This is a genomic window from Micromonospora psammae, from assembly GCF_036902725.1.
Taxonomy (GTDB): domain Bacteria; phylum Actinomycetota; class Actinomycetes; order Mycobacteriales; family Micromonosporaceae; genus Micromonospora.
Genome location: NZ_JBAKHM010000014.1, coordinates 132,242 through 156,876, shown reverse-complemented (window position 1 = coordinate 156,876; position 24,635 = coordinate 132,242). Strand labels below are relative to the sequence as shown.

Annotated in this window: 20 protein-coding genes; 6 read left to right on the top strand and 14 right to left on the bottom strand. The window is 72.3% G+C overall.

The annotated features are described in order from the left end of the window. Positions 1-192: 192 nt before the first annotated feature. Positions 193-1,797: an ABC-F family ATP-binding cassette domain-containing protein gene (locus V6U79_RS18250; protein WP_334615281.1), complete on the bottom strand. Its 1,605-nt coding sequence runs from the start codon at positions 1,795-1,797 to the stop codon at positions 193-195. A gap of 244 nt (positions 1,798-2,041) precedes the next feature. Between V6U79_RS18250 and ypfJ the strand changes: the two genes are divergently transcribed. Further along, a complete protein-coding gene (ypfJ, locus tag V6U79_RS18245) occupies positions 2,042-2,950 on the top strand; it encodes a KPN_02809 family neutral zinc metallopeptidase (protein ID WP_334615288.1) in 909 nt (302 codons plus the stop codon). A gap of 434 nt (positions 2,951-3,384) precedes the next feature. Here the strand turns inward: ypfJ and V6U79_RS18240 are convergent, their stop codons facing one another. Next, a complete protein-coding gene (locus V6U79_RS18240) occupies positions 3,385-4,044 on the bottom strand; it encodes an acVLRF1 family peptidyl-tRNA hydrolase (RefSeq protein WP_334615280.1) in 660 nt (219 codons plus the stop codon). Positions 4,045-4,171: 127 nt separating this feature from the next. On the opposite strand from V6U79_RS18240, the gene V6U79_RS18235 reads away from it, so the two are divergent. Then, positions 4,172-7,438: a penicillin acylase family protein gene (locus V6U79_RS18235; RefSeq protein WP_334615279.1), complete on the top strand. Its 3,267-nt coding sequence runs from the start codon at positions 4,172-4,174 to the stop codon at positions 7,436-7,438. Positions 7,439-7,448: 10 nt separating this feature from the next. Here V6U79_RS18235 and V6U79_RS18230 read toward each other — a convergent pair whose 3' ends face one another. The 9 genes from V6U79_RS18230 to V6U79_RS18190 form a co-directional block, all read right to left on the bottom strand. Next, positions 7,449-8,072, bottom strand: coding sequence for a LysE family transporter (locus V6U79_RS18230; protein ID WP_334522826.1), 624 nt, complete (start codon positions 8,070-8,072; stop codon positions 7,449-7,451). A 229-nt stretch (positions 8,073-8,301) separates the two neighbouring features. Beyond that, entirely contained in the window at positions 8,302-8,739 is a 438-nt protein-coding gene (locus V6U79_RS18225) for a metal-sulfur cluster assembly factor (RefSeq protein ID WP_334615278.1), read from the bottom strand. After that, positions 8,736-9,212 carry a Fe-S cluster assembly sulfur transfer protein SufU gene (gene sufU, locus V6U79_RS18220; RefSeq protein ID WP_334522820.1) on the bottom strand — a complete coding sequence of 159 codons (477 nt, stop codon included), beginning with the start codon at positions 9,210-9,212 and terminating at the stop codon, positions 8,736-8,738. Before sufU ends, V6U79_RS18225 begins: the two co-directional genes overlap by 4 nt. Continuing rightward, positions 9,212-10,516 carry a cysteine desulfurase gene (locus tag V6U79_RS18215; protein ID WP_334615277.1) on the bottom strand — a complete coding sequence of 435 codons (1,305 nt, stop codon included), beginning with the start codon at positions 10,514-10,516 and terminating at the stop codon, positions 9,212-9,214. The genes sufU and V6U79_RS18215 overlap by 1 nt, the downstream gene beginning before the upstream one ends. 8 nt (positions 10,517-10,524) lie before the next feature. Continuing rightward, positions 10,525-11,298 (bottom strand): Fe-S cluster assembly ATPase SufC, encoded by a 774-nt coding sequence (sufC, locus tag V6U79_RS18210; protein WP_334615276.1) that lies wholly within the window; start codon positions 11,296-11,298, stop codon positions 10,525-10,527. After that, positions 11,298-11,624 (bottom strand): non-heme iron oxygenase ferredoxin subunit, encoded by a 327-nt coding sequence (locus tag V6U79_RS18205; RefSeq protein WP_334615287.1) that lies wholly within the window; start codon positions 11,622-11,624, stop codon positions 11,298-11,300. Before V6U79_RS18205 ends, sufC begins: the two co-directional genes overlap by 1 nt. Next, a complete protein-coding gene (sufD, locus tag V6U79_RS18200) occupies positions 11,624-12,775 on the bottom strand; it encodes a Fe-S cluster assembly protein SufD (RefSeq protein WP_334615275.1) in 1,152 nt (383 codons plus the stop codon). Before sufD ends, V6U79_RS18205 begins: the two co-directional genes overlap by 1 nt. Positions 12,776-12,862: 87 nt before the next feature. Further along, a complete protein-coding gene (gene sufB / locus V6U79_RS18195; RefSeq protein ID WP_334522808.1) occupies positions 12,863-14,293 on the bottom strand; it encodes a Fe-S cluster assembly protein SufB in 1,431 nt (476 codons plus the stop codon). Next, positions 14,290-15,045, bottom strand: a complete 756-nt coding sequence (locus V6U79_RS18190) for a helix-turn-helix transcriptional regulator (protein ID WP_334522805.1) — start codon at positions 15,043-15,045, stop codon at positions 14,290-14,292. The genes sufB and V6U79_RS18190 overlap by 4 nt, the downstream gene beginning before the upstream one ends. Positions 15,046-15,143: 98 nt before the next feature. Here V6U79_RS18190 and V6U79_RS18185 point away from each other — a divergent pair, with 98 nt between their 5' ends. Further along, a complete protein-coding gene (locus tag V6U79_RS18185) occupies positions 15,144-16,106 on the top strand; it encodes a COX15/CtaA family protein (RefSeq protein ID WP_334615274.1) in 963 nt (320 codons plus the stop codon). Positions 16,107-16,887: 781 nt separating this feature from the next. On the opposite strand, the gene V6U79_RS18180 is transcribed toward V6U79_RS18185, so the two are convergent. The 3 genes from V6U79_RS18180 to V6U79_RS18170 all read right to left on the bottom strand — a co-directional run bounded on the left by V6U79_RS18180 (position 16,888) and on the right by V6U79_RS18170 (position 19,353). Beyond that, positions 16,888-17,805 carry an ATP-grasp domain-containing protein gene (locus V6U79_RS18180; protein ID WP_334615273.1) on the bottom strand — a complete coding sequence of 306 codons (918 nt, stop codon included), beginning with the start codon at positions 17,803-17,805 and terminating at the stop codon, positions 16,888-16,890. Between the two features lie 6 nt (positions 17,806-17,811). Beyond that, positions 17,812-18,144: a hypothetical protein gene (locus V6U79_RS18175; protein WP_334615272.1), complete on the bottom strand. Its 333-nt coding sequence runs from the start codon at positions 18,142-18,144 to the stop codon at positions 17,812-17,814. 255 nt (positions 18,145-18,399) lie between these two features. Next, positions 18,400-19,353 (bottom strand): heme o synthase, encoded by a 954-nt coding sequence (locus V6U79_RS18170; protein WP_334522779.1) that lies wholly within the window; start codon positions 19,351-19,353, stop codon positions 18,400-18,402. Positions 19,354-19,616: 263 nt separating this feature from the next. Here V6U79_RS18170 and tkt point away from each other — a divergent pair, with 263 nt between their 5' ends. Genes tkt through V6U79_RS18155 form a run of 3 tightly spaced genes read left to right on the top strand, consistent with a single transcriptional unit; the run spans position 19,617 to position 24,635 of the window. Beyond that, positions 19,617-21,755, top strand: a complete 2,139-nt coding sequence (gene tkt / locus V6U79_RS18165) for a transketolase (protein ID WP_334615271.1) — start codon at positions 19,617-19,619, stop codon at positions 21,753-21,755. Between the two features lie 15 nt (positions 21,756-21,770). After that, entirely contained in the window at positions 21,771-22,949 is a 1,179-nt protein-coding gene (gene tal, locus V6U79_RS18160; protein WP_334615270.1) for a transaldolase, read from the top strand. Positions 22,950-22,985: 36 nt separating this feature from the next. Further along, entirely contained in the window at positions 22,986-24,635 is a 1,650-nt protein-coding gene (locus V6U79_RS18155) for a glucose-6-phosphate isomerase (RefSeq protein WP_334615269.1), read from the top strand.

Here is a 24,635-nt window from a genome sequence, read left to right as displayed (position 1 = left end):
GCGGCTGTGGGCGGCGGCGGCGACGGCGGCGAGAGCCAGCTGCCTGAAAGAGCGTGATACCTCAGGGGCATCAACATGCCCCTGAGGTATCACGCTCGTTGAGGTGTCCGGTACCCGTCCCGACCCCGGTGTGTCGGCCGTGCGACGCGGCCTGATCCCGCGAGCCGTCGGCGCGGGAGCGTGCTGCGGGGGTCAGGCCAGCTCGACCAGCTCGAGGAGGTCGTCGCTCCAGGCGTCCTCGTCGCCGTCGGGGAGCAGGATCGCCCGGTCGGGCTTGAGCGCGAGGACGGCGCCCGGGTCGTGGGTGACCAGGACGATGGCGCCCGGGTAGCGGGCGATCGCGTCGAGCACCTGCTCCCGGCTGACCGGGTCCAGGTTGTTCGTCGGCTCGTCCAGCAGCAGCACGTTGGCGCCCGAGCAGACCAGGGTGGCCAGCGCCAACCGGGTCTTCTCGCCGCCGGAGAGCACCCCGGCCGGCTTGTCCACGTCGTCGCCGGAGAAGAGGAACGCGCCCAGGATCTTGCGCAGGTCGGTGTCGGTCTGGTCGCTGGCGGCGCTGCGCATGTGCTCCAGGATCGTGCGGTCCACGTCCAGCGTCTCGTGCTCCTGGGCGTAGTAGCCCAGCCGCAGCCCGTGCCCGGCGTGCACCGCGCCGGTGTCCGGCTGCAGCAGGCCGCCGAGCATCCGCAGCAGGGTCGTCTTGCCGGCGCCGTTGAGGCCGAGGATGGCCACCCGCGAGCCCCGGTCCACCGCCACGTCGACGTCGGTGAAGATCTCCAGCGAGCCGTACGACTTGGACAGGCCGGTCGCGGTGAGCGGGGTCTTGCCGCACGGCGCCGGGCTGGGGAAGCGGACCTTGGCCACCTTGTCGGCGACCCGGACCTCCTCCAGCCCCGAGATGAGCTTCTCGGCCCGGCGGGCCATGTTCTGCGCGGCGACGGTCTTGGTGGCCTTGGCGCGCATCTTGTCGGCCTGGGCCATCAGCGCGCCGGCCTTCTTCTCGGCGTTGGCCCGCTCCCGGCGGCGGCGCCGCTCGTCGGTCTCCCGCGCCTCCAGGTAGGCCTTCCAGCCGAGGTTGTAGACGTCGACCACCGAGCGGGTGGCGTCGAGGAACCAGACCTTGTTGACCACCGACTCCAGCAGGGCCCCGTCGTGGGAGATCACGATCAGGCCGCCCTTGTGGTTGGCGAGGAAGCCCCGCAGCCAGGTGATCGAGTCGGCGTCCAGGTGGTTGGTGGGCTCGTCGAGGAGCAGGATGCCGCCGCCGTTCTCGCCGGCGTCGCGGAACAGGATCCGGGCCAGCTCGATCCGGCGGCGCTGGCCGCCGGAGAGGGTGCCGATGGTCTGCGCCAGGGCCCGGTCGGGCAGGCCGAGGTTGGCGCAGATCCGGGCCGCCTCGGCCTCGGCGGCGTACCCGCCGAGGGAGGCGAACTGGTCCTCCAACGCGCCGTAGCGACGGACCAGCTTGTCGCTGGAGTCCACGGCGAGCTTGGCCTCGATCTCCTTCATCTGGGCCATCAGCACATCCAGGCCGCGGGCGGAGAGAACCCGGTCCCGCCCGGTGACCTCCAGGTCACCGGTGCGCGGGTCCTGCGGCAGGTAGCCGATGGCGCTGCGCCGGTCGATCTGGCCGGCGTACGGCTGCCCCTCGCCGGCGAGCACCTTGAGGGTGGTGGTCTTGCCGGCGCCGTTGCGGCCGACCAGGCCGATCCGGTCACCCGGCTGCACCCGCAGGGTGGTGTCGGACAGCAGGATCCGGGCGCCGGCGCGCAACTCCAGGCCGGTGGCAGTGATCATGGTGAAGGACTCGCTCTCGGGGTCTGGAAGGGCTGACTCAGGGCACGCGAAAGCGCCGGCGGGCGGTGATCCCGTCGGCGCGGGGCGATTCAGCCTTCGCAGAGCAGCACCCGACAAGTGTAGCGGGCGGCCCGCCACACCCCGTCCGGATTACCCAGCAAGATCATCGGGTACCGATTCTGCCGTCCGGACCCGGTCCGGTACCGCAGCCACCAGACGTGATGAATCGGTGATCGGGGTCAACATGGAGCTGAACGAGAACGCGCGGGTCGACACCAGCCAGGTGGAGGACCGGCGAGGGTCCGGCGGAGGCGGCGGGATGGGCATCCCCATCCCGATCGGCGGCGGCCGCGGAGGGATCGTCGGCATCATCATCGCGGTGCTGGTCGCCCTGGTCGGTGGCGGCTTCGGGCTGAACGCGATGAACGGCGGGGCGGAGCAGGGCGACAACACCTCCCTGGAGCAGAAGTGCTCCGCCGACGACGCCCTCCAGCAGGTGGACTGCCGCAACACCCTCTACGTGAACTCCATCCAGGCGTACTGGGCCACCGCCCTGCCGGAGGCGTTCGGCGAGCAGTACCAGCCCTCCCGGACCGTCTTCTTCAGCCAGGGCGTGAACACCGCCTGCGGCCAGGCCGACTCCGGCGTCGGCCCGTTCTACTGCCCGGGCGACGACCAGGTCTACATCGACCTGACCTTCTACCGGGTGCTCGCCGAGCAGCTCGGCGCGGAGGGCGAGTTCGCCCAGCCGTACGTGCTGGCCCACGAGTACGGCCACCACGTGCAGGACCTGCTCGGCACGGAGGCGCAGATGCGCCGCCAGCAGCAGCGCGACCCGGGCAACGCCAACGCGCTGTCGGTGAAGCTGGAGCTCCAGGCCGACTGCTACGCCGGCGCGTGGGCGAAGAACGCCACCGGCACCGCGGACGCGTCCGGTCAGAAGATCTTCACGAGCATCACCGAGCAGGACATCGCCCAGGCGATCGACACCGCCGAGAAGATCGGCGACGACGCGATCTCCGAGCGGGCGAACCGCCCGGTCAACCCGGAGGAGTTCACCCATGGCTCCTCGGCGCAGCGCAAGGAGTGGTTCACCAAGGGCTTCGAGACCGGCGACCCCAAGTCCTGCGACACCTTCGGCGGCGGCCTCTGACCGCCCCGCCCGAGGTGCCCGGCGGCGGCCGGTGGGTTCTCGACCCACCGGCCGCCGTGGCGTTTTCCGGTCGCCGGTTCCGGCCGCGTTCGGCCACACTGGCCGGATGGCCGGTGCCCCGCCCCGGCTCCGGGTCGCCGCCTACGTCGTCCGCGACGGTGCCGCCGGGCCGGAGCTGCTCGTCTTCGACCACGTCGACTTCCCGCAAGCCGGAACGCAGGTCCCGGCCGGCGGGATGAAGCCGGGCGAGGCGTGGGCCGACGCGGCGGTGGATCCACCGGGTCGGGGGCGGTGGCGGGGACGAGGGACTGCTGTTCGCCTGCCGGTTCACGCCGCTGCCGCTGACCGCGCCACTCGCCGACCACCAGGACGAACTGCTCGGTGCGATCGACCCGGCCTGGCCGCCGCCCGCCCGGCGGTGACCGGCGGCGGGGTCAGGCCGGGCCGGGCGCGGCGTCGCGCACCAGGATGCGTACCGCCCGGGCCGCGGCGATCGCGGCGACCAGCACGGCGTGCCGGGGTTCCGGGACGTCGAGCAGCCGCTCGGCCCGCAGCGCGGCGAGCGGGGCCAGCCGCCGGTCGGCGAGCACGGTGTCGACGGCCCGCCGGTCACCGCCGCCGACCAGCGCGCGCAGCGTCGCCGCCTCCGGCAGCAGCAGCCGTACGGCCAGGTCCGTCGCGTCGCCGAGCGCCGCCTTCGCCTGGTTGTCCCGGCGGCGGGCGAACCGCTGCTGGGACCAGCCGCCCGCGGCGGTGCGCCCCTGCACGTAGCGGGTGTCCACCTTGGAGACCACCAGCTCCTCCCCCGCCGCGACGCCGACCGCCACCGCACCCTTGCGGGCGAGCAGCAGGCCGATCCGGCGCGGCTCGGCGGCCGCGGCCACGAAGGCGGGAAGCTCGGCGGTGGCCGGCGCGCCCGGCGGGGTGTGCAGCTCGGCGGTCGCGCCGTCCGGGGCGGCGAGCAGCAGGCCGTACCCGGTGACGGTGGTGGTGGGCGGGCCGTGCCGGTCGGCGAAGCCCTCGACCCAGCGGGCGACGCGGATCGGGTCGACCTCGACCCACCGGCCACCCCCGGCTGCGGGTCGACTGGTCATGGCCGAACGGTACCGAATTGCCGGACCATGAGCGGCGCCCCACTCCAGGTCTTTCATGGGCATCGATGAACGCTTACCATCCGGTAACCGAATGCTTCTCGGATCCTCCTCCGTCTGCGAGGTCCCCATGCAGCCACGCGGTCCCGTCCCACCGCACCCCGCCCGCCGCGCCGTCGCCCGCCGGCTGACCGCCGCCGCCGCTGCGACGGTCACCGTGGCGGCCCTGCTCACCGTCTCCCCCACCGTGCCCGTCGCCGCCGCGCCCGCCACCACCACCGTCACCACCAGCGGTTTCGCCGCCGGTGACCCCTGTCTCGGCGAGTGCTCGGACATCCTGCCGCCCGGGCAGAACGGCAACGCCACCCTCGTCGAGGTGCTCGCCAACCAGACCCTCGGCACCCTCCCCCGCCACGCCGGTGACCAGCTCGGCCGGTACGCCGACCTGGTCTACGGCTACGCGGGACTGCGCGAGGACCAGCTCGGCGCGTTCTTCAACGACGCCGGTTTCGGGGTGCCGGCCGATCAGGTCGAACGCAGCTACTCGCCGCGCGCCGACGTGACCATCGTGCGCGACCGGGCGACCGGCGTCCCGCACGTCACCGGCAGCACCCGCGGCGGCACCATGTTCGGGGCCGGTTACGCCGGCGCCGAGGACCGGCTGTTCACCATCGACCTGCTGCGTCACGTCGGGCGGGGCACGCTCACCCCCTTCGCCGGGGGCGCGCCCGGCAACCGGGCGCTGGAGCAGAGCGTCTGGCGCAACTCGCCGTACACGGAGGCCGATCTGGCGGCGCAGGTGGAGGCGCTGCGGCGCAAGGGCCCCCGGGGCGAGCAGCTCTACACCGACGTGCAGGAGTACATCGCCGGTATCAACGCCTACATCGGGCACTGCATGGCGCACCGCAACTGCCCCGGCGAGTACGTGCTCACCGGGCACCTGGACGCGGTCACCAACGCCGGCGGACCCGAGCCGTTCCGGATGACCGACCTGATCGCCATCGCCGGGGTGGTGGGCGGGCTGTTCGGCGGCGGGGGCGGCAACGAGATGCAGTCGGCGCTGGTCCGGCTGGCCGCCCGCGCCCGCTACGGCGTGGTCGAGGGTGACCGGGTCTGGAGCGCCTTCCGCAGCCAGGAGAACCCCGAGACGGTGCTGACCCTGCACGACGGGCAGAGCTTCCCGTACGGTGGCGCCCCCGCGAACGCGTCCAGCGTGGTGCTTCCCGACGGCGGGTCGGCGCGGGTGGAACCCGTCGTCAGCGACGCGACCGGCGCGGCCACCGGCGCCGCCGTCGGCGGACCGTCCGAGCTGGCCGCCGCGCTGTCCGGGCTGACCATCGGCCGGGCCAGCCGGGGCATGTCGAACGCGGCGGTGATCTCGGCCGAGCACTCCGCCACCGGCCACCCGATCGCCGTGTTCGGCCCGCAGACCGGCTACTTCTCACCTCAACTGCTGATGGTGCAGGAGTTGCAGGGACCGGGGATAAGCGCGCGCGGCGCCGCCTTCGCCGGGCTCAACCTCTACGTGCTGCTGGGCCGGGGCCAGGACTACGCCTGGAGCGCCACCTCGTCGGCCCACGACATCACCGACACCTACGCGCTGCCGCTGTGCACCCCCGACGGCAGCGCACCCACCCTGGCCAGCAACCACTACCACTACCGGGGTCGGTGCCAGCCGATGGAGGAGATCTCGCACGTCAACGCCTGGCGGCCCACCCTCGCCGACGGCACCGCCGCCGGGTCGTACCGGCTGGTCGCCCGGCGCACCGCGCTCGGCCTGGTCGCCTGGCGCGGCACCGTGGGCGGCCAGCCGCACGCCTTCACCCACCTGCGCTCCACCTACCGGCACGAGGCGGACTCGGCCATCGGCTTCCAGATGTTCAACGACCCGGCCGCGATGGGCGACGCCGCGGCGTTCCGCGAGTCCGCCGGCACCATCGGGTACGCGTTCAACTGGTTCTACGTGAACTCCACCGAGTCGGCGTACGTCAACTCGGGGCTCAACCCGGTGCGCGCGGCCGGTTCCGACCCGAACCTGCCGATGAAGGCCGATCCGGCGTACGAGTGGCGCGACTTCGACCCGGTCGCCAATACCGCCGCCTACCAGCCACTCGCCGAGCATCCGTACTCGGTGGACCAGGACTACTACGTGAGCTGGAACAACAAGCAGGCCAAGGACTTCGGTGCCGCCGACGGCAACTTCAGCTTCGGTCCGGTGCACCGGGCGAACCTGCTGGACCGGCCGATCCGGGCGGCGCTGGCGGCCGGGCGCACCTTCGACCGGGCGACGCTGACCTCGCTGGTCGAGCGGGCCGGGCTGACCGACCTGCGCGGCGCCGAGGTGCTCGACGAGCTGATCCGGGTGCTGGAGAGCCAACCGGTCACCGACGCCGACCTGGCCGCCGTGGTGAGCAAGCTGCGGGCCTGGCGCGCCGACGGCGCACTTCGGGTCGAAACGGCCCGCGGCAGCAAGGCCTACCGGCACGCCGAGGCGATCCGGATCTTCGACGCCTGGTGGCCGCTGCTGGTCAACGGCCAGTTCAAGGCACCCCTCGGCCCGGAGCTGTACCAGGCGCTGGTCAACGCCATGCAGATCAACGAGTCGCCGTCCGGGCAGCAGCGCGGCGACGAGAGCAGCCTGCCCACCTCGGCGAACGAGGCGCAGGGGCACAAGGGCTCGTCGTTCCAGTACGGCTGGTGGGGGTACGTCGACGCCGACCTGCGCGCCGTGCTGGGCGAACCGGTGCCCGGCGGGTCGGACCGCCGGTACTGCGGCGGCGGCGACCTCAGCGCGTGCCGGCAGGTCCTGCTGGACACGCTGCGCAGCGCCGCCGCCCGACCGGCGACCGAGGTCTATCCCGGCGACGCGAGCTGCGCGGCCGGCGACCAGTGGTGCGCCGACGCCATCGTGCAGTCGCCGCTCGGCGGGCTGAAGCAGCCTGTCATCGCCTGGCAGAACCGGCCGACCTACCAGCAGGTGGTGTCCTTCCCGGCCCGCCGCGGCGACGACCTGACCAACCTGGCCGCCGGCCGCCCGGTCACCGCCTCCAGCAGCCAGCTCTTCCTCCCCGCCAGCCGGGCGGTGGACGGCGATCCGGGTACCCGGTGGTCGAGCGGCTGGTCGGACAACCAGTCGATCACCGTGGACCTCGGTTCCGTCCGGCCGGTGGCCCGCGCGGTGCTGCGCTGGGAGGCGGCGCACGCCCGGTCGTACCGGATCGACGTCTCCACCGACGGCGCCGCCTGGCGGACGGTCTGGTCCACCACCGCCGGGGACGGGGGCACCGACAACGACCGGTTCGCCGCGACCAGCGCCCGCTACGTGCGGATGGTCGGGCTGACCCGGGCCACCGCCTACGGCTTCTCGCTGTGGGAACTGGAGGTGTACCCGCACTGAGCCGGCCGGCTCACCAGACCATCCGCAGCGCCAGCAGCACGATCAGCACGCTGGCCAGCAGCGCGGTGACCAGCCGGCCACGGTCGGAGGTGAGCAGCCGGCCGAGCAGCGAGCCACCGCCGGCCACCAGCAGCTGCCAGCTCGCCGAGGCGGCGAACGCCGCGGCCACGAAGGCCACCTGGCCGGCGGGCGTCCAGCCACCGGACGCCTGCCGGCCGATCACCAGGGCCACGAAGTAGACGATGGTCATCGGGTTGAGCAGGGTGAGCGCCAGGAGCCCGGCGAAGGCCCGGCCCGGCGTGGACAGACCCCGCTCGGCGCGCGCCGGGCCGACCGGACGACGGTGCCGGCGCAGCGCGCCCACGGCGAGCTGCCCGGCGAGGAACAGCAGGATCACGACGGCCGCCCAGCGCAACGGGGTCGCCACTGGGCGCACCAGGCCGGCGAGGGCCGCGCCGCCGAGCACGGCCAGCGCCGCGTAGAGGCCGTCCGCCGCGGCCACCCCGAGCGCGGCGGCGGCGCCGACCCGCAACGAGGTACGGGCGGTGAGGCCGATGACCACGATGGCGATCGCCCCGACCGGCACCGCCACCCCGTAGCCGGCGAGCAGGCCGGCGAGCAGCGCGTCACCCATGGCGACGGGTACCGGGCCGCGGCCGCCCCGGCACCGGCCGCTGTCGCCCGGCGACGATGGCCGCGGCGACAGCGACGGTGCGGAACGACCTCGACTCGATCATCGGGCAATTGTGGCCGAGGCCGTCCGGGCTGGACCAGCGGTTATCCGACGGCGGATCCGGGCCGCGCCGCCCGCCCGTACGGAAAAGGCCCCGACCTGGGTCGGGGCCTTTCCGGTGTCCGGCGGGTCAGACGTTGAAGCCGAGGGAGCGGAGCTGGTCCCGACCCTCGTCGGTGATCTTGTCGGGGCCCCACGGCGGGAGCCACACCCAGTTGATCCGGATGTCGTCGACCAGGCCCCCGCCGGGGCCGGTGGTCAGCGCCTGCCGGGCCTGGTCCTCGATCACGTCGGTCAGCGGGCAGGCCGCCGAGGTCAGCGTCATGTCCAGCGTCGCGATGTTGTCGTCGCCCACGTGCACGCCGTACACCAGGCCGAGGTCGACCACGTTGATGCCCAGCTCGGGGTCGACGACGTCCTTCATCGCCTCCTCGACGTCGGCGACGGCGGCCTTGCCGCCGGTCGCCGCCGTCGCGGTGCCGTCGGTCGCCACGCCACCGGCGGTCGGCGTCGTGGCGGCGTCACCGGCCTCCGGCGTCGCCGTGGTGGCGGTGTCCTCGCTACTCATGCCTTCACCTCCGTCGGGCTCACGCCCACACCGGCGCGTGCCGCGGCGTCCTTGAACGCCATCCACGGCAGCAGCGCGCACTTGACCCGGGCGGGGTAGCGGGCGACACCCGCGAAAGCGACCCCGTCCCCGAGCACGTCCTCGTCGGGCGTGACCTGGCCACGCCCGGACATCAACTCGACGAACGCCGCGTGCACGGCGAACGCCTCACCCGCACCCCGACCGCGCAGCAGCTCGTGCAGCACGCTCGCCGACGCCTGGCTGATCGAGCAGCCCATGCCGTCGTACGAGATGTCGTCGAGCACGTCGCCGCCGGTGGCCACCCGCACGGTGATCTCGTCACCGCAGGTCGGGTTCACGTGGTGCGCCTCGGCGACCCGGGCGTCCGGGTCGTCGGCGTCGCGCAGGCCACGGCCGTGCGGGTGCTTGTAGTGGTCCAGGATGATCTCCTGGTAGAGCTGGTCGAGCTGCATCAGTCGAACACCTTCCGCACCTGCTCGAGACCCGCCACCAGGGCGTCGATCTCCTCCGTGGTGGTGTACAGGTAGAACGACGCCCGGGTCATGGCCGGCACGCCGAACCGGGTGCACACCGGCTTCGCGCAGTGATGCCCAACCCGCACCTGCACGCCGAGCGAGTCGAGGACCTGCCCCACGTCGTGCGGGTGGATGTCACCCAGCGCGAACGAGATCGTCCCGCCCCGGCCCACCGGCACCGACGGACCGAAGACCCGCAGGCCGGGCACGGTGGCGAGGGCGTCCAGCGCGTACGCCGTCAGCTCCTTCTCGTGCCACTGGATGGCGCGCATCCCGATGCCGGTGAGGTAGTCCACCGCCGCGCCGAGCGCGACCGCCTCGGCGATCGGCGGGGTGCCCGCCTCGAACCGGGCCGGCGGCGCGGCGAACGTGGACCGCGCCATCGACACCGTCTCGATCATCGACCCGCCGCCGAACACCGGGGGCATCGCGGCGAGCAGCTCGCCCCGGCCCCAGAGCACACCGATGCCGGTCGGCGCGCACATCTTGTGGCCGGTGAAGACGATGAAGTCCGCGTCGTACTCGACCACGTCCATCGGCATGTGCGGCACCGACTGCGAGCAGTCGAGCAGCAGCAGCGCCCCCACCTCGCGGACCCGCCGGGTGATCCGGGAGGTGGCGTTGACCGTGCCGAGGATGTTGGACATGTGCACCAGCGAGACGATCTTCGTCCGCTCGGTGACCAGCTCCTCCAGCCCCGACTCGTCCAGCCGCCCGCCGTCGGTGACCGGGAACCAGCGCAGGGTCGCGCCGGTGCGCTCGCAGAGCAGCTGCCACGGGACGATGTTCGAGTGGTGCTCCATCTCGGAGATCACCACCTCGTCGCCGGGGCCCAGCCGGAACCGGGGGTCGGCGTCGGGCCGCAGCGAGGCGTTGGAGAACGCGTACGCCACGATGTTGATCGCCTCGGTGGAGTTCTTGGTGAACACCACCTCGTCCACGCTTGGCGCGTTGATGAACGCGGCGACCTTCGCCCGCGCCCCCTCGTACGCCTCGGTGGCCTCGGTGCCCAGGGTGTGCACCGAGCGCGACACGTTGGCGTTGTGCGCGGCGTAGTGCTCGGCGAGCACGTCGAGCACCTGCCGCGGCTTGTGCGAGGTGTTGGCGCTGTCGAGATAGACCAGCCGGTGCCCGTTGACCTCCCGGTCCAGGATCGGGAAGTCGGCCCGCACCCGCGCCACGTCGTAGCGGGGCACGTCGTCGTACTGCGGCATGCCCGCCGGGATCGCGATGGAGGTCATCGGTCTGCTCAGGCCCGCGCCGAACCGGCCCCGGCGACGTACCGCTCGTAGCCCTCTTCCTCGAGCTTGTCGGCCAGCTCCCGGCCGCCCTGCTCGACGATCCGGCCCGCGACGAAGACGTGCACGAAGTCCGGCTTGATGTAGCGCAGGATCCGGGTGTAGTGGGTGATCAGCAGCATCCCGGTGTCGCCGTTGTCGCGCACTCGGTTGACGCCCTCGCTGACCACGCGCAGCGCGTCGACGTCGAGGCCGGAGTCGGTCTCGTCGAGGATCGCGATCTTCGGCTTGAGCAGCTCCAGCTGCACGATCTCGTGCCGCTTCTTCTCACCGCCGGAGAAGCCCTCGTTGACGTTGCGCTGGGCGAAGGCCGGGTCCATCTGGAGCCGCTCCATCGCGCCGCGCAGCTCGCCACCCCAGGTACGCAGCTTCGGCGCCTCACCGTCGATGGCGGTCTTGGCGGTGCGCAGGAAGTTCGCCACCGAGACGCCCGGGACCTCGACCGGGTACTGCATGGCCAGGAAGAGGCCGGCGCGGGCCCGCTCGTCGACGGACATGGCCAGCACGTCGGAGCCGTCGAGGGTCACCGAACCGCCGGTGATCTCGTACTTGGGGTGACCGGCGATCGAGTACGCCAGGGTGGACTTGCCGGAGCCGTTCGGGCCCATGATCGCGTGGGTCTCACCGGACTTCACGGTGAGGTCGACACCGGCCAGGATCGGCTTGAGCTCACCCTCGGGCAGCTTGACCGACACCTTCAGGTCGCGGATCTCCAGGGTGCTCATTATCGGGTCACTCCATTGCTCGGCGTCAGGCTGACGTAGATGTCGCCGTCGCGGACTTCGACGGGATAGACGGGAACGGGTTCGGTGGCGGGCAGCCCGGTGGGCTCACCCGTCCGCAGGTCGAAACGGGATCCGTGCAGCCAGCATTCCAGCGTGCACCCCTCGACCTCGCCCTCGGAGAGGGCGACCGCGGCGTGCGAGCACTCGTCGTGGACGGCGTGGAAGCTGCCGTCCTCGGCGTGCACGAGCGCGATCTGGGTGCCGTCGACGTCGGCGCTGATCGCGGTGCCCTTCGGCACCTCCTCGGTCGAGCAGATCCGGATCATCACGCGCCGGCCTTCGCCAGCCGGGCCTCGATCGCGTCCCCCAGGCGCTCCCGCAGCGACTCGACCGGGATCTTGTTGATCAGCTCGGCGAAGAAGCCCCGGACCACCAGGCGGCGGGCCTCGCTCTCGGGGATGCCCCGGGCCATCAGGTAGAAGAGCTGCTCGTCGTCGAAGCGGCCGGTCGCGCTGGCGTGGCCGGCGCCGGCGATCTCGCCGGTCTCGATCTCCAGGTTGGGTACGGAGTCCGCCCGCGCGCCGTCGGTGAGCAGCAGGTTCCGGTTGATCTCGTACGTGTCGGTGCCGGTCGCCTCGGCCTGGATCAGCACGTCGCCCACCCAGACGGTGTGCGCGTCCTCGCCCTGCAGGGCGCCCCGGTAGCCGACGTAGCTGCGGCAGTCCGGGACGTTGTGGTCGACCAGCTGCCGGTGCTCCAGGTGCTGGCCGGAGTCGGCGAAGTAGACGCCGTACAGCTCGGCCTCGCCACCTCGACCGGTGTATTCCACGCTGGTGAACTGCCGGACCAGGTCGCCGCCCAGAGTGACCTGGACGTGCACCACCCGGGCGTCCCGACCCAGCTTGATCTTCAGGTGCTGCGCCTGCACCGCGTCCTCGGCCCAGTCCGCCACGGTGACCAGGGTCAGCTTGGCCCCGTCGGCCACCGTCACCTCGACGTTGTCGGCCAGCGTGACCGAGCCCTCCTGGGAGAACACGACCGTCGCCTCCGCGAACCGGCCCACCTGCACCTGGGTGCGGGCGAAGGAGAGCTCCTCGGGAAACGCGCCCAGCAGCCGCACGACCACCGGCTCGGAGACCACGGCCTCGGCCGCCACCTCGACCAGGGCGACCCGCGCCGCCCCACCGTGCGCCAGCGCGCTGACCCGGTCGACCGGCACGAGCACCGACGCGACACCGGCGTCGGTCGGCTCGACGAGCCGCACCGACACCCCGGCCGGCAGGGTCTCGTGCTCCACCGTGACGCCCCGACCGGTGGCGGCGGACGTGTCCGCCGTGGCCAGGCCGCGGAGGCGCTTGAGCGGGGTGAAACGCCACTCCTCCTCCAGGCCGGTGAGGGCCGGGAAGTCGGCGACGTCGTACGAGCGCAGCGCCTGCGACTTGGTGCTGGGCGGCGGCGCGGAAGCCTGGGTAGTCATTTCTTCCTTGGTCTGTTCTGCGACGACGGAGTCAGGTGAGCGGACGGTGGGCCGGCGCGGGCCGGCCCACCGGGTGGGGCGGCGGCGTCAGCCGACCGCGCCCTCCATCTGGAGTTCGATCAGGCGGTTGAGCTCCAGGGCGTACTCCATCGGGAGCTCCTTGGCGATCGGCTCGATGAAGCCGCGCACGATCATGGCCATCGCCTCGTCCTCGCTCAGACCGCGGCTCATCAGGTAGAAGAGCTGGTCGTCGCTGATCTTCGAGACGGTCGCCTCGTGCCCCATCGACACGTCGTCCTCGCGGATGTCGACGTACGGGTAGGTGTCCGAGCGGGAGATGGTGTCGACCAGCAGCGCGTCGCACTTGACCGTGCTCCGGCTGTGGTGCGAACCCTCCAGCACCTGCACCAGACCCCGATAGGAGGTCCGGCCGCCGCCCCGGGCGATCGACTTCGAGACGATGGTCGAGGAGGTGTGCGGCGCGGCGTGCACCATCTTGGCGCCGGCGTCCTGGTGCTGGCCCTCGCCGGCCATGGCGACCGAGAGCACCTCGCCCTTGGCGTGCTCGCCGGTCATGTAGACCGCCGGGTACTTCATGGTGACCTTGGACCCGATGTTGCCGTCGACCCACTCCATGGTCGCGCCCTCGTGGCAGACGGCGCGCTTGGTGACCAGGTTGTAGACGTTGTTCGACCAGTTCTGGATGGTCGTGTAGCGGCACCGGGCGTTCTTCTTGACGATGATCTCCACCACCGCGCTGTGCAGCGAGTCGGAGGAGTACAGCGGCGCGGTGCAGCCCTCGACGTAGTGCACGTACGCACCCTCGTCGACGATGATCAGCGTCCGCTCGAACTGGCCCATGTTCTCCGTGTTGATCCGGAAGTAGGCCTGCAGCGGGATCTCCACCTGCACGCCCTTCGGCACGTAGATGAACGAGCCACCGGACCACACGGAGGTGTTCAGCGCGGCGAACTTGTTGTCGCCGACCGGGATCACCGTGCCGAAGTACTCCTTGAAGATGTCCTCGTGCTCGCGCAGCGCGGTGTCGGTGTCCAGGAAGATGACACCCTGCTCCTCGAGGTCCTCACGGATCTTGTGGTAGACCACCTCGGACTCGTACTGCGCGGCGACACCGGCGACCAGGCGCTGCTTCTCCGCCTCCGGGATGCCCAGCCGGTCGTAGGTGTTCTTGATGTCCTCGGGCAGGTCCTCCCAGCTGGTGGCCTGCTTCTCGGTGGACCGGACGAAGTACTTGATGTTGTCGAAGTCGATCCCGGTGAGGTCGGCGCCCCAGGACGGCATCGGCTTGCGACCGAACAGCCGCAGCCCCTTCAGGCGCAGGTCGAGCATCCAGGCCGGCTCGCTCTTCTTCGCCGAGATGTCCCGCACCACCGCCTCGTTGAGGCCGCGCTGGGCGACCGCCCCGGCGACGTCGGGGTCGGACCAGCCGTACTCGTAGCGACCGAGGGCGGCGAGCTGCTCTTCCTGGGTCAGGGGCTGGACGATCTGCTCGGTCATCTATCTGTCCTCACAGTGGTGACGGTGTTACCGGACTGGGCACGCGGCTGGGCCGGGATGTGCGTGGTGCACACCCCGTCGCCGTGCGCGATGGTGGCCAGGCGCTGCACGTGGGTGCCGACCAGACGGGAGATGACCGCGGTCTCGGCCTCGCACAGCTGGGGGAACTCGGCGGCCACGTGCGCCACCGGGCAGTGGTGCTGACAGAGCTGGCCGCCGGAGGCGATCGTGGACGCGTTCGCAGCGTAGCCCTCGGCGGTGAGCGCGCTCGCGAGCGCCTCGGCCCGCGCGAGCGGGTCGTCGCCGGCGTCCTCCATGGCGGCCCGGCAGCGGGCCTCCAACGCGGCGACCTGGTCGGCGGCGAACGCCTCGACCGCGTCGGAACCGCCGTTGCGGGCGATCCAGCGCAGCGCGGCGGTGGCCATGTTGTCGTAGTGGTGGGTGCCGCAGCGCACCCGGGCGGCCTCGGTCAGCAGGAACACCTTCGCCGGCCGGCCCCGCCCGCGGCTGCCGCGCACGGCCTGCTCGCGGGCGACCACGTCACCGTCGGCGAGCATCGCGTCGAGGTGCCGGCGGATCGCGGCCGGGCTGAGCCCGAGCGCCGAGCCGAGCTGGGCCGCGGTGGTCGCCCCCCGCTCCAGCAGCAGCTGGGTGACCCGGTCGCGGGTGGAGAGATCGGTGGACGACGCGGCAGAACCAGCGACCGTCCCGGTCGCCGGCTGCTGCTCGGAGAGCGCCGCCGCGTTTTTCACAACGCCAACGTAACGTAATTCGCCGGAGGCCCGCAAACCCGGGTCCCGGTGATCCCCGACACCGGGCCGGCGGAGTCACCCGATCGGGATCCACTACGGTGCGTAGGATTCGCTCCGTGAAGCGATCCGTCCGGTTCCCGGTCTCCGCCGCTCTGCTGCGCCGCCTCGCGTACGCCTCGATCGTGGCAAACGTGGCCATCGTCGTGACCGGTGGGGCCGTCCGGCTCACCGCCTCCGGGCTCGGCTGTCCGACCTGGCCCCGGTGCACCGACGAGTCGTATACGACCACCGCCGAGATGGGCGTGCACGGGGTGATCGAGTTCGGCAACCGGCTGCTCACCTTCGCGGTGGGGATCATCGCGCTGGCCACCGTGCTCGCGGTGCTGGCGCACCGCCCGCGGCGCAAGGGGCTGCTGGGACTGGCGGTGGCGGTGTTCCTCGGCATCCCCGCGCAGGCGGTCATCGGCGGGATCACCGTGCTGACCAACCTCAACCCGTGGGTGGTCGGGCTGCACTTCCTCGCCTCGATGGCGGTCATCGCGGCCGCGTACGCGCTCTGGCGGCGGATCAAGAACCCGGACGGCCCGGCGGTGCCGGTGGTACCCGGCCCACTGCGCACGCTCGCGGTGCTCACCACCGTGGCCAGCGTGGCGGTGCTCGTGGTGGGCACCTGGGTCACCGGCAGCGGCCCGCACGCCGGCGATGGCGGCGCGGCCCGCAACGGCCTCGACCCGGAACAGATCTCCCAGGTGCACGCCGACGCGGTCTTCCTGCTGCTCGGCCTCTCGGTGGCGCTGGTCTTCGCCTTCCGGGCGGTCGGCGCCACCGGCCCGGCCCGGGCCGCCGGGGTGCTGATCGCGGTGGAGCTGGGTCAGGGCGTGATCGGCTTCGTGCAGTACTTCACCGACCTGCCGGCGCTGCTGGTCGGCGCGCACATGCTCGGCTCCTGCCTGGTGCTGCTGGCCACCCTGTCGGTGCTCTGGTCGACCCGCGAACGCCGTCCGGCCCCCGTTCCGGCCACCGCCGCCGCCCCGGCCGAGCGGGTCCCGGCCGCCGCCTGACCCCGCCCCTCCGCTCCCCTCCACCGCCCCTGGACGGCCGCCGCCCCTGGACGGCCGCCGCCCCTGGACGGCCGCCGCCCCGGGATGCGGCGACGCCCTTTGCGGCGTAGACGGCCGCCGGCCCGGGATACCGGCGCCGCCCTTTGCGGCGTGTCGCGGCATCCCCGCGGCGGGACACCCCGACACACCGCGAACGGCATCGACTGCCCGGGGCCGACGAGGGGGGTGGCAGCGGCGGCTCGGCCAGGGGGCGCACCTACGGGTGTGGACGCTTTAGAGCTGATGACGTAAACGACTCGTGGGACAGGCGAACCATTTACGTCATCAGCTCTAAAGGATCCGACGAACACACCCGCCCCCCATCGCCCGAGTCGATCGCCCGGCGCCCGCCCACGCGCTGCCGGCAGCGACACCGATGCGCCCCGAGGCGGTGGCCTGCCGCGGCGGCACCGCGACGACCCTTACTGCGGCGGCACCAGGACGACCCCCTACGGCGGCGGCACCAACAGCGCGACGACCGGCGGCGGCGCCGCGACGACGACACCCCAGGCCGGGCTCCGTCACCCCGGGCCCGGCCGTGACGCGCCGGGACGCCCTGCCGCACCGGCCGCGGCTCGGGATGACCCGCCCTTTGCGGCATGTCCCGGCCACCCGGCCGCCGGAAACCCCGACACACCGCAAACGGGGCCGATCACTCGCGGACCGGCACCCGGTTCAGCCAAGGCGGTCGCCCTGCGCCGGCTCGAACGCGACGTTCGGGAGGGTCGGGAAGGGAGAGCGGTCAGGGGTGGGTCAGGCGGGTCAGGATGGCGTCGGCGAGGCGGTCGGGGGCGCCGTCGGCGTACCCGATGAAGAGCGAGGGCTCGGTCAGCTCCAGCTCCACCAGGACGGGCGTGCCGTCCGGGCCGGGGATGAGGTCCACCCGGGCGTAGAGCAGCCGCTCCGCCCCACCCGGCACGGCCGCGAGGACCTGCTCGGCGACGGCCAACTGCTCGGGCGTCGCCGTCCGGGCGGTGATCTCCTCGGGCTTGTAGAGCCCGTCGACGCCGAGGTCCGGCCCGGTCAGCATCGGACCCTTGCGGATCGCGTGGCTGAACGTCAGCCCGCGCCGGCCGGCCAGGAAGAGCAGGGCGGTCTCCCCAGCGGTGTCGACGGCGGCGAGGTACGGCTGCACCATGGTCACCCGGCCGGCGTCGGCGAGCCGCCGTACGTGCGCCTCGGCCAGTTCGCGGTGCTCCGGGTCGGCCAGGTCGTACCGGCCGGTGTCCTGGCTGCCGGCGCTGACCGCCGGCTTGATGACGTACTCGCCATGGTCGGCCGGCAGGGTCCAGGACTCCCCCGGCAGCATCCAGGCGGTCGGCACCGTCGGCACCCCGGCCGCGGCGAGTTCGCCGAGGTAGCGCTTGTCGGTGTTCCAGCGCACCACGTCGGCCGGGTTGACCAGGGTCGGCACGGTCGCCGCCCAGGCCACGAACTCGTCGCGCCGCAGCGCGTAGTCCCAGGGCGAGCGGAGCACGGCCAGGTCGTAGCCGGACCAGTCCACCGCCGGGTCGTCCCAGGCGGCCACGTCGGCGAGGACACCGCGGGCGGCGAGCGGCCCGAGCACGAGCCGGTCGTCCGGGTCGAGGTCGACCAGGCCCGAGCAGGTAATGAGAGCGACCCGGGGTTCCCCCCGGGTCGGCTGGTGGTCGTTGGTCAATTTATGTCAACGGGCCATCGTGCGCCGGGCCATCGACCGCCAGAGGTCGTTGCTCGGACGCATCTGGTCCATCAGTTCACGCTCCCAGGCGTTCTCGACGGTGACACCCGCCTTGGCGCACGCCTGCCGCGCGACGACGGTGTCGTCGGCGAACTGGTCGGCCCACTCCCCGTCCTCACCGACCAGGACGATCCGTGCGCCCCGCTTGCCGACGTACTCGATGACCGCCTTCGCGCCGCCGTGCCCGGCGGCGAACGACTTGATGCCCGAGACCAGCCCGTTCGGGGCCTGCTCGGCGGTCTGATCGGCCGTCAGCGTCGTATCGGAACCATCTGCCATGACGCGAAGCCTAAGCAGACATCCACCCGCACGGGCGAGAACCATGAACCTTTTGTGATGCCAATTACCTGGGGGTTTAAGGAAGACCACAGGTAACTTGCCCGTACATGTCGGATAAGGGCTACCAAACCGGGCAGGCGATACGTGGTTTCTGTCCGACATGCGGGAGCTCGACGGCACCCTGAGGAAAACTCGAAAATGTCACACCGGACACGCCTGGAACGGCGTGTCCGGTGTGGGGTCGGCCCGTGTCGGTCAGATCAGCGCGTCGAGCGCGACCGCGGCGAAGACGATGGTCAGGTACGTGGTCGACCAGTGGAACAGCCGCATCGGCTTGACCGCCTCACCGCGCACCACCCGGCGGCAGAGCTTGTGCGCCTCGACCAGGAAGATCCCGCCGACGACCAGCGTGGGCACGCCGTAGATCGCGCTCATGCCCAGCGGCCAGGCCGCCAGCGAGGTCAGCACGGTCAGCCAGGCGAAGATCAGGATCTCGGCGTTGACCCGGCGGGCGGAGGCCACCACCGGCAGCATCGGGATGCCCGCCCGGGCGTAGTCGTCCTTGTACTTCATCGCCAGGGGATAGAAGTGCGGCATCTGCCAGAAGAAGACCACCGCGAACAGCGCCCAGGCGGCCGGCGCCAGCGAGCCGGTCACCGCGGCCCAGCCGATCAGCACCGGGGCGGCCCCGCAGGCCCCGCCCCAGAAGGTGTTCGCGGTCGTGGTGCGCTTGAGCCAGAGGGTGTAGACGAGGTCGTAGTAGAGGATCGCCGCGAGCGTGAGGCCGGCGGCGAGCAGGTTGGTGAACGCCGCCATCAGCGCGATCGACACCGCCGCCAGCACCAGCCCGAAGACCAGCGCGTTGCGCGGCGACACGGTGTGCGCCGGCAGCGGGCGGCGCTTGGTGCGCCGCATCAACTGGTCGATGTCCCGGTCGATGTAGCAGTTGAGCACGCTGGCCGCGCCGGCGGCGAGCGAGCCGCCCAGCAGCACCACGGCGACCAGCCAGAGCGACGGCATGCCGCCGTCGGCGAGCATCATCGCCGGCACCGTGGTGACCAGCAGCAGCTCGACGATGCGGGGCTTGGTCAGCGCCACGTACGCGGCGATCACCCCCCGCACGTCGCGGGCGGCGGACTCCTCGGGCACCGTGCGCACCGGCGGCTGCCCGGCAGAGTTGCTGACGGGGCGCTCGGTGATCATGCTCACGGATTGCCACCTTCCGGCGTCGGCAGAGGGAGATCGGATCGGGCGGGCCCGCAGGGGCCCACACACCGTCCCACACACTACGCGTCGTCGTTTTGGCTGCCCGGGCGACCCGACAACGGTGCGGGGGGTCACACTCCGACCTGAACCACCAGCCGGTCGCACACGTAGGTCACACCGTGCACTGATCCCCGGGCGGACGTTTACGACGGGTCTATAGGGTCATCAGTGAGGGTTCCGCCCATCTGCCGAGGAGCACAACCATCGTGGCTGCCAACCGTCCCGAGCACCCCGCACTCAACTGGTCCGACCTCGACCGCAGGGCCGTAGACACCGTCCGCGTGCTGGCCATGGACGCCGTGGAGAAATCCGGCAACGGCCACCCGGGCACCGCGATGAGCCTCGCGCCCGCGGCCTACCTGCTCTTCAACCGGGTCATGCGGCACAACCCGGCCGACCCGAACTGGCCCGGCCGGGACCGCTTCGTGCTCTCCGCCGGCCACTCCAGCCTCACCCTGTACATCCAGCTCTTCCTCGCCGGCTACCCGCTGAGCCTGGAGGACCTGCAGTCGCTGCGGCAGTGGGGCTCGCTCACCCCGGGTCACCCGGAGCACGGGCACACCCCGGGCGTGGAGACCACCACCGGTCCGCTCGGCCAGGGCCTGGGCAACGCGGTCGGCATGGCGATGGCGGCGCGGCGCGAGCGCGGCCTGTTCGACCCGGAGAGCGAGGCGGGCACCTCCGCCTTCGACCACGACATCTGGTGCATCGCCTCCGACGGCGACATCGAGGAGGGCATCAGCCACGAGGCCAGCGCGCTCGCCGGCCACCAGCAGCTGGGCAACCTCACGCTGATCTACGACGACAACGAGATCTCGATCGAGGACGACACCCGGATCGCCAAGAGCGAGGACGTGGCGGCGCGCTACGAGGCGTACGGCTGGCACGTGCAGACCGTCGACTGGCGTACCGGCGACGCCGACCAGGGCGACTACCACGAGGACGTGGAGGCGCTCTACCAGGCGCTGCTGGCGGCGAAGGCCGAGACCGACCGCCCCTCGTTCATCGCGCTGCGCACCATCATCGGCTGGCCCGCGCCCAACAAGCAGAACACCGGCAAGATCCACGGTTCGGCGCTCGGCGGCGACGAGGTGGCCGCGACCAAGCAGCTGCTCGGCTTCGACCCGGCGCAGAGCTTCCAGGTCGATGAGGAGGTCCTCGCCCACGCCCGCCGGGTGATGGGTCGCGGCGACGCCGCCCAGCGGGAGTGGACGACCGCGTTCGACGCCTGGGCGCAGGCCAACCCGGAGCGCAAGGCGCTGTGGGACCGGATGTCCGGCCGGGTGCTGCCGCAGGGCTGGACCGACGCGCTGCCGACCTTCCCCGCCGACGCCAAGGGCCTGGCCACCCGGGCCGCCTCCGGCAAGGTGCTCGAGGCGCTCGCCCCGGTGCTGCCGGAGCTGTGGGGCGGCTCGGCCGACCTCGCGGAGAGCAACAACACCACGATGAAGGGCGAGCCGTCGTTCATCCCGGCCGCCCACGCGACCAAGGACTTCCCGGGCCACGAGTACGGCCGCACGCTGCACTTCGGCATCCGTGAGCACGCCATGGGGGCGATCCTCAACGGCATCGCGCTGCACGGCGGCACCCGCCCGTACGGCGGCACCTTCCTGGTGTTCAGCGACTACATGCGCCCCTCGGTGCGGCTCGCCGCGCTGATGAAGCTGCCGGTGACCTACGTCTGGACGCACGACTCGATCGGCCTGGGCGAGGACGGCCCGACCCACCAGCCGGTGGAGCACCTGACCGCACTGCGTGCCATCCCCGGCCTGGACGTGGTCCGCCCGGCTGACGCCAACGAGACCGCCTGGGCCTGGCGGCAGGCGCTCGAGCGCACCGACCGGCCGACCGCGCTGGCGCTGAGCCGGCAGCCGCTGCCGACCCTGGACCGGGAGAAGCTGAGCAGCGCCGAGGGCGTCGCCAAGGGCGGCTACGTGCTGGCCGAGGCGTCGAACGGCAAGCCTCAGGTGATCATCGTGGGCACCGGCTCGGAGGTGCAGCTCTGCCTGACCGCGCGGGAGCGGCTGGAGGCCGACGGCACGCCCACCCGGGTGGTTTCGATGCCCTGCCAGGAGTGGTTCTACGAGCAGGACGAGGCGTACCGGGAGTCGGTTCTGCCACGCGGGGTAAAGGCTCGGGTGAGCGTGGAGGCGGGCATCGCCATGTCGTGGCGCGGCGTGGTCGGCGACCTCGGCGAGAGCGTGAGCCTGGAGCACTACGGGGCGAGCGCCCCGCACACCGTGCTCTTCGAGCAGTTCGGCTTCACCCCGGACCGGATCATGGCGGCGGCTCACGCGTCGCTGGCCCGGGTGGGCGACATCACCGGTTTCACGACCGGCAACTGAGGGAGCGTGGACGGAATGACGGACAGGCTGAGTGAACTCACCGCCGCGGGTGTGGCGGTATGGCTCGACGATCTTTCCCGGGTACGACTGAGCTCCGGCGGACTGGACCAGCTGCGCCGCGAGAAGCACGTGGCCGGGGTCACCACGAACCCGACCATCTTCGCCAAGGCGCTGAGCGACGCCGACGAGTACAACTGGCAGCTGCGTGAGCTCGCCACCCGGGGCATCGAGGTCGAAGAGGCCGTGCGGATGCTCACCACGTACGACGTGCGGTGGGCGTGCGACGTGATGCGCCCCTCGTACGACAAGAGCAACGGCGTCGACGGTCGGGTCTCCATCGAGGTGGACCCGCGGCTGGCCCACGACACGGAGAAGACCCTCGCCGAGGCCAAGGCGCTGTGGTGGCTGGTCGACCGGCCGAACCTCTTCATCAAGATCCCGGCGACCGAGGCCGGCCTGCCGGCGATCACCGCGACCCTCGCCGAGGGCATCAGCGTGAACGTGACGCTGATCTTCGGCCTGGACCGCTACTCCGCGGTGATGGAGGCGTTCCTCGCCGGCCTGGAGCAGGCCAAGGCGAACGGGCACGACCTGTCCAAGATCGGCTCGGTGGCGTCGTTCTTCGTCTCGCGGGTCGACTCCGAGGTCGACAAGCGGCTGGAGAAGATCGGCTCGGACGAGGCCAAGGCGCTGCGCGGCAAGGCCGCCGTGGCCAACGCCCAGCTGGCGTACGAGCGCTACGGCCAGGTCTTCTCCTCCGACCGGTGGCAGGCCCTGGCCGACGCCGGCGCCCACCCGCAGCGGCCGCTGTGGGCGTCCACCTCGACGAAGAACCCGGACTACCGGGACGTGATCTACGTCGAGGAGCTGATCGCCCCCGGCACGGTCAACACCATGCCGGAATCGGTCATCCACGCCTACGCCGACCACGGCGAGACCCGGGGCGACACCATCACCGGGTCGTACGACGCGGCCCGGAAGGTCTTCACCGACCTGGAGTCGGTCGGCGTCGACATGTCCGACGTGATCGCCGCCCTGGAGCGGGAGGGCGTGGAGAAGTTCGAGGCCAGCTGGCTGGAGCTGCTCGACGGCGTGCGCAAGTCGCTGACCGCCGCCGCGAAGGGCACCAGCGCCCCGAACAAGGCCGCCTCGGAGAGCGCCGCGAAGGCGGAGCAGGCGGGTGGGAACGCGTGACCAGCCGCCCCACCGGGCGCGGCTGCGGGGTCCGACGTGACTGACCTGCTGGCCGGACCGGTCGACGCCGCCGCCGGACTCGCCGTGTACGGCGCCGGCACGGTCGACCGGTCCGCCCCCGCCCCGGTGCGGGACGCCCTGCTCTCCGCAGGCGTCCCGCGCCGGCTGGCGCAGCAGGATCCCTCGCTCTGGGGCCCGGAGGCCGAGGCGGCGGCGACCCGCCGCCTCGGCTGGCTCGACACCCACCGCCGCAGCCGGGAGCTGCTCCCGCAGCTCGCCGAGCTGATGGCGGAGCTGGCCGACCTGGACCACGTGGTGCTCACCGGGACGGACGGCTCGTCGCTCGCCGCCGAGGTGATCGCCCGGACCCTGGGTCGGCCACTGACCGTGCTCGACACCACCGACCCGGGCCGGGTCCGGGCGGCGCTGGCCGACCGCCTGGAACGCACCGTGGTCGTGGTGGCCGGCAAGTCCGGCGCGACGGTGGAGACCGACAGCCACCGCCGGGCGTACTGGCAGGCGTTCCTCGACGCCGGGATGACCGAGGCGGAGGCGGCCCGGCGCTTCGTCGTGGTCACCGACCCGGACTCCCCGTTGGAAGCGACGGCCACCGAGATGGGCGTCGTGGTGATCCCGGCCGACCCGACCGTCGGCGGCTGCTACTCGGCGCTGACCGCCTTCGGTCTGGTCCCCGCCGCGCTGGCCGGCGTCGGCGTGGCCGACCTGCTCGACCAGGCCGAGGAGTTCGCGGCCTCGCTGGCCCGGGACCGGGACAACCCGGGCCTGGCGCTCGGGGCGGCGCTCGGCGCGGCGGCCACCACCGGCCGGGACAAGGTCGCCCTGGTCAGCGACGGCACCGGCCTCGACGGCCTGGGCGACTGGGTCGAGCAGCTGCTCGCCGAGTCGACCGGCAAGGCCGGCGTCGGGCTGCTGCCGGTGGTCGTCGAGTCGCCGCGGGCCCCCGGCGCCACCGGCCCGGACGTGCTGACCGTCAGCTACGGCGGGGCGCTGGCCGTCGGGGACGTCCCCGGCGGCGGGTGCGCTCCCGACCTGGCCGTCAACGGCCCCCTCGGCGCGCACTTCCTGGCCTGGGAGTACGCCACGGCCCTCGCCGGGGCGGTGCTCGGCGTCGACCCGTTCGACCAGCCGGACGTGGCCGGGAGCACGGAGCACACCCGGCGGATCCTGGACTCCGGTCCGCCGGCGCAGACGCCCTCGTTCACCGAGGGCGCGATCGAGGTGTACGCCCCACCGGGTGGCCCCACCGACCTGGACGGCGTCCTGCGTCAACTCGTCGACGGGGTGGACGACGCGGGCTACCTGGCCGTGACGGCGTACCTCGACCGGAGCGCCGACGCCGAGGCGGCGCGACTGCGCCCGCTGCTGGCGACGGCGACCGGACGGCCGGTCACGTTCGGCTGGGGTCCGCGGTACCTGCACTCGACCGGGCAGTACCACAAGGGCGGTCCCGCGGTCGGCAGCTATCTTCAGTTGACCGGTGCGGTGGCCGTTGATCTGCCGGTACCGGGACGGCCGTACACCTTCGGAGAGCTGCAGGCGGCGCAGGCCGCCGGCGACCGGCGGGCGCTGGCCGACCGGGGCCGGCCGGTGCTACGACTGCACCTGACCGACAGGCCCACCGGCCTGGCCCAGCTGCTGGAAGCGATCGGACGATGGCGGGCGTGA

Coding starts and splice junctions, on each gene's coding strand:
- V6U79_RS18235 (WP_334615279.1), top strand. CDS start 4,172: ATGCAGCCACGCGGTCCCGTCCCACCGCACCCCGCCCGCCGCGCCGTC.
- sufU (WP_334522820.1), bottom strand. CDS start 9,212: ATGCAGCTCGACCAGCTCTACCAGGAGATCATCCTGGACCACTACAAG.
- sufC (WP_334615276.1), bottom strand. CDS start 11,298: ATGAGCACCCTGGAGATCCGCGACCTGAAGGTGTCGGTCAAGCTGCCC.
- V6U79_RS18250 (WP_334615281.1), bottom strand. CDS start 1,797: ATGATCACTGCCACCGGCCTGGAGTTGCGCGCCGGCGCCCGGATCCTG.
- V6U79_RS18230 (WP_334522826.1), bottom strand. CDS start 8,072: ATGGGTGACGCGCTGCTCGCCGGCCTGCTCGCCGGCTACGGGGTGGCG.
- V6U79_RS18215 (WP_334615277.1), bottom strand. CDS start 10,516: ATGACCTCCATCGCGATCCCGGCGGGCATGCCGCAGTACGACGACGTG.
- sufD (WP_334615275.1), bottom strand. CDS start 12,775: ATGACTACCCAGGCTTCCGCGCCGCCGCCCAGCACCAAGTCGCAGGCG.
- sufB (WP_334522808.1), bottom strand. CDS start 14,293: ATGACCGAGCAGATCGTCCAGCCCCTGACCCAGGAAGAGCAGCTCGCC.
- V6U79_RS18175 (WP_334615272.1), bottom strand. CDS start 18,144: ATGGCAGATGGTTCCGATACGACGCTGACGGCCGATCAGACCGCCGAG.
- ypfJ (WP_334615288.1), top strand. CDS start 2,042: ATGGAGCTGAACGAGAACGCGCGGGTCGACACCAGCCAGGTGGAGGAC.
- V6U79_RS18205 (WP_334615287.1), bottom strand. CDS start 11,624: ATGATCCGGATCTGCTCGACCGAGGAGGTGCCGAAGGGCACCGCGATC.
- V6U79_RS18225 (WP_334615278.1), bottom strand. CDS start 8,739: ATGAGTAGCGAGGACACCGCCACCACGGCGACGCCGGAGGCCGGTGAC.
- V6U79_RS18240 (WP_334615280.1), bottom strand. CDS start 4,044: ATGACCAGTCGACCCGCAGCCGGGGGTGGCCGGTGGGTCGAGGTCGAC.
- tal (WP_334615270.1), top strand. CDS start 21,771: ATGACGGACAGGCTGAGTGAACTCACCGCCGCGGGTGTGGCGGTATGG.